Raw genomic sequence first — 5,042 nt, forward strand, 5'->3', positions numbered from 1 at the left:
CATGACTATTCTTCTTATATCCGTCCATACTTTCACCTCACACCTTAAGTATGGACATCGAAGGGTAAGGCTAAAAGCGTATACCGTCTAAAGACGGTGGAGTTAGACCACGCGTTTGGAAATTAAAGAACCACTTCGGATGCTGAGTGTTCGGATACCAATTCGCATGGATAACGGCAAAATAAAAATATTTACCGGATATCGCTCTCAACATAATGACTCAGTAGGTCCGACTAAAGGAGGGATTCGCTTTCATCCAGAAGTAACAGAAGAGGAAGTGAAAGCGCTATCTATTTGGATGACTTTAAAATGCGGTATTGCTAATCTTCCATATGGGGGAGGAAAAGGCGGCATTATCTGTGATCCCAGGGAAATGTCCTTTGGTGAACTAGAACGATTAAGTCGAGGATATGTAAGAGCAATTAGTCAAATTGTTGGTCCAACAAAAGATATTCCCGCTCCTGATGTATTTACTAATTCACAAGTAATGGCTTGGATGATGGATGAGTATAGCCGGATACGCGAGTTTGATTCACCAGGATTTATTACGGGAAAACCTCTAGTTTTAGGTGGATCTCATGGCAGGGAAACAGCCACTGCAAGAGGAGTGGCAATTTGCATAGAAGAAGCAGCAAAGAGTAAAAATTTAGAATTGAAACAAGCGAAGATTGTCATTCAGGGTTTTGGAAATGCGGGGAGTTACTTAGCAAAGTTTCTTATGGAGTCAGGAGCAAAAATAATAGGTATTTCTGACGCCTATGGAGCACTTTATGATGAAGATGGACTAGATATAAATGATTTATTAGACAAACGAGATTCGTTTGGAACCGTAACGAACTTATTTAAACATACTATTACCAACCAGGAATTACTTGAACTTCCATGTGATATCTTAGTTCCTGCAGCGATTTCCAATCAAATTACTGCTGAAAATGCCCATCGTATTAAGGCGGATATTGTTGTTGAGGCTGCTAATGGTCCAACAACAATGGAAGCAACACAAATTCTTAGTCAACGAAATGTGCTACTTATTCCTGATGTGTTAGCAAGTTCAGGGGGAGTCATTGTCTCTTACTTTGAATGGGTACAAAACAATTTAGGGTATTATTGGTCGGAAGAAGAGGTTTCCATCAAATTAAAAACAAAATTAGTAGAAGCTTTTAACAATGTTATTGAAACAGCTGATCTACACAAAGTCGATAATCGGTTAGCAGCCTATATGGTTGGATCTAGAAAAATGGCTGAAGCTTCAAAATTTCGCGGATGGATTTAAGGAGGAGTTATTTGTGAATACTTACTGTGCAGTTGCAAGTATTTCTGATGGAATGATTGATTAGGTATTTGTAAATGAAAAGAAGTCATCTTAATGAACAAATCAATACAACAATTAGAAGAATTAGATAAACAGCATTTTCTTCACCGGACATCACCGGTTCAACAACAGAAACAATATAGTTTTCAGGTAACTGAAGCTGAAAAACAAATTAGCATCCTGTGGTGTCACTGTAATCTTATGGAGGCTTTTATCAACTCCTTAGTAAAGAAGTGAAAGAAATTACAAGAAGAGAATTTATTTGCGTAGAAGCCAGGGTGAAATTAGAAGAACGTATAAATTGTTGAGTTGTTTGGTTTAGAAGCCTATCCAAACAACTCAACTTCTTTAAAATAAGTAAATCATCATTGGAGGGAATTTTATGTGGGTAATTACTGCCTATTCAAATTCAAAAATTACCATGTTTGAATTTGACACAGAAGAAGAAGCAAGGAAAGCGTTGAAGAAGATTCAGGGCTGCAAGATTCTTTCTGAGATTGTCTACTTTAATGATCCTAATCTTGCTTTAGTAATGAATTGATAAACTGGTGTTTTATCACGATAGGATCCTCGCTTTTAGTACTGAAATATTATTAATAAGAGCGATTCAACAATAAATATCTTGAGAAATTTATGTTTTTAAAAAAGTTGAATTTTTGGATTGTCTGCTTAAGTGTCTGCATTGCTTTAGAAATTACTTATATGTTTTAGGGAGATGTGCAAATGGAAACAAAATACTGCAGAGAATCACGAGTTATACGGACAAGTCGTATATTCCCAAACGATGTAAACAATCACAATACATTGTTTGGTGGTAGACTTATGAGCGATGTGGATCAAGTCGCGTCTATTTCTGCAGCACGGTCATAGCCGGAGAGAGTGTGTAACGGTTTCAGCAGATTCAGTCGATTTTTTACATCCCATTCGGACGATTGATTCAGTCTGTTTTGAGTCGTATGTAACATGGACAGGAACATCATCCATGGAGGTTTTCGTCAAAATTATTGCCGAAGATTTAAAAAGCGGTGAGTGTAAAATAGCAGCTACTGCACTTTTAACATTTGTCGCACTGGATCAGGACAAACGTCCCACAAGAGTGCCTACCGTTAAACCGGAAACGGAAGAAGAGGTAAAACTACATGAAACTGCGTCAGAACGAGCAAGAATACGTAACCAAAAAAGACAAATAAGTAAAGATATAGCTGCATTTTTAACAATAAAATCGCCGATAGTATTGCATATGGCTTAATGGACAGAAAAAATAAATGATAAAAGGATAAATTATGTTCTTCAACAAACGGGCGCTTTACTTCAATAATGGTCTTACACAATCAGGTACTTAGTTAAATACTAATAGCTATTCTCCTAGTTTGAAATGGTTAAGGGTGAGTAGGTATGGCTGAATATAAAGAAATCTTTCAAAAGCGATATACATGGTTACAAAAACCATTACGAGACTTCTATCATATATAACAAAGAAGTATGTGTGAAGCAAGGGGACGGTTCGAGACTGTGCATAACCCTTTCAAGTAGACAAATGAAAAAAAGAGTATTCTAAGATACGGCCTTTTCTCGGTATTCAATGGGGTTCCGACAGAAAAACGCGGATTTACAAACGCTAAAGATTATGAACAGCCAAAACCTGATTTTCAACTACGTTAAGTAGGAGATTATCGGGTTTTATTGTCTCATTGTGTATTGAGATGATTTTTTCGCATTTAAGAAAGACATTTGTTTTTTTATGTCTTGCTTTTTCCGCGAGATGGAAGCTTCAAACTCTATTTCAATCACAGTATTAACTCTGAACAGGAAATCAATGCCCTTTCAGTTCTCATAATTCGTCATAATCTACGGTTTTTTCAGTCGAAAGTCTCTTAACGTTGTAAATCCGCGAAAATCTGTCTCCCTAGGTATAAAAACGATTAAGGTTCACGATTATATGAATGGTGATCCATCTGGTCGAATTCATATTTACACATGTCAAACGGAGTATGAGTTTGAAGCGTTTAAAAAATGCTATGGGGAGTCAAGTGAAATATTAAGCGTATAAACTCTTGATGATATATATTGGCGTTTTCTTAGTGCTGCCCAAAAAGGATTCATAGGTACGTTATGCTAGCTATTAATCTACGGAACATCGACTGTTGTAAATCCATTTCTTGAAATTATATTTAATGTATTCCTTGACCGGGTCATCTACCTCATTGAACTTGAATGGATATCTTTAATCCTTTCATAAATATTTGAATATTTGTTAAGAATATTTAAAGTGAGGAGGTGCAATAAGTTTTGACGAGACTAACTAGAAAAGCATTGAAGAATATTGTTCGGAAAAAAACAAATAATGAAGAAGTGGGAAATTCATCTTCTAGGCAGGAACATTTAAAGTCTTCTTTAGAAGAAAACATTAAACATATCCAAAACAAGTTAGGCAATAGCGCTGACCTTGTAATACGAAAGATTAAAATAGGTCCAGAAAATAAAATTGATGTGACGATCGTATTCACAGAAGGTTTGATTGACACATCTTCTCTCCAAGAACTAATTGATTCATTAATTTATAAATTAAAACCAAATGACATTCAATCACAAGACCAAGACAACACTTCACTTATTAATGCTTTAAAAGAAAAAGCAGTCACTATTGGAGGAGTTGCTGAAATAAAAGACTTCGCTACATTAACGACTAATATCTTATCCGGGCATGCTGCGTTTTTGGTTGAAAACCAATCAAAAGCTATCTCAGTAAGCATTCCAGGATATGAAAAACGTGGTGTAGAAGAACCTCAATCAGCAACCCTTATTAAGGGTCCCAGAGAGGGTTTTACAGAAACAATTGGAACAAACACATCCTTGTTACGGCGTAGAATAAGAAGTTCTAACTTATGGATGGAATCAAAAGAAATCGGGAGAGTCACTAAAACAAAAGTCGTTGTCGCTTATATTAAAGGAATTGCAAATGATGATGTAATAAAGGAAGTTCAGGAACGATTAGATCGGATTGATATAGATGCAGTTTTAGAAACTGGATACATCGAAGAACTAATACAAGACGAGAAATTTACGCCCTTCCCTACTATTTTCAGCACTGAAAGACCAGATGCAGTTGCTGGAAAACTTGTAGAAGGGCGCGTTGCAATATTTGTGGATGGGTCTCCATTTGTCATGGTAGTACCAAGTTTGATTGTTGAGTTTTTCCAAGCGAGTGAAGATTACTACCTGCGCGCAGACATTGCTACTTTACTAAGGATCCTACGATTTGCCTGTTTTTTTATTGCTTTACTAGCTCCATCCCTTTACATTGCTGTTTTGACTTACCATCAAGAAATGCTCCCCACTACATTATTAATTGGGATAGCGGCACAGCGTGAAGGTGTCCCCTTCCCAGCACTTATGGAGGCACTTCTAATGGAAGTCGCTTTTGAGATTTTGCGAGAAGCGGGAGTTCGAATGCCTAGAGCTGTCGGTCAAGCAATGAGTATTGTTGGAGCATTGGTCTTAGGCCAAGCTGCTGTTCAAGCAGGGTTGGTTTCACCTGCAATGGTTATAGTCGTTGGAATTACAGCAATATCGAACTTTTGCTTTCCTGCTATCAATTTAGCTGCAACCATACGAATGTTGCGTTTTGGAATGATGGCATTAGCGGGGACATTTGGTTTAATTGGAATAATGTTTGGGCTTATCTTATTGTGCATTCATTTATGTACACTCAGGTCTTTCGGAGTACCAT

General features: G+C 36.9%; 3 protein-coding genes and 2 pseudogenes. All 5 read left to right on the forward strand.

Features of this window, described 5'->3' with window-relative positions:
* Positions 1 to 121: 121 nt before the first annotated feature.
* Positions 122 to 1,273 (forward strand): annotated as a pseudogene (locus LDX58_RS25325) (Glu/Leu/Phe/Val family dehydrogenase); the annotation flags it as partial.
* Positions 1,274 to 1,366: 93 nt separating this feature from the next.
* Entirely contained in the window at positions 1,367 to 1,549 is a 183-nt protein-coding gene (locus LDX58_RS25330) for a hypothetical protein (RefSeq protein ID WP_227940435.1), read from the forward strand.
* A 145-nt stretch (positions 1,550 to 1,694) separates the two neighbouring features.
* Positions 1,695 to 1,853 (forward strand): RNA-binding protein, encoded by a 159-nt coding sequence (locus LDX58_RS25335; protein ID WP_227940436.1) that lies wholly within the window; start codon positions 1,695 to 1,697, stop codon positions 1,851 to 1,853.
* A gap of 182 nt (positions 1,854 to 2,035) precedes the next feature.
* Positions 2,036 to 2,561, forward strand: a pseudogene (locus LDX58_RS25340) (acyl-CoA thioesterase).
* 1,040 nt (positions 2,562 to 3,601) lie between these two features.
* Positions 3,602 to 5,042: spore germination protein (locus LDX58_RS25345; protein ID WP_227940438.1), on the forward strand; the 1,441-nt coding region annotated here is incomplete at its 3' end.

Source organism: Alkalihalobacillus deserti (assembly GCF_020734105.1).
Lineage (GTDB): Bacteria > Bacillota > Bacilli > Bacillales > Bacillaceae_D > Halalkalibacter > Halalkalibacter deserti.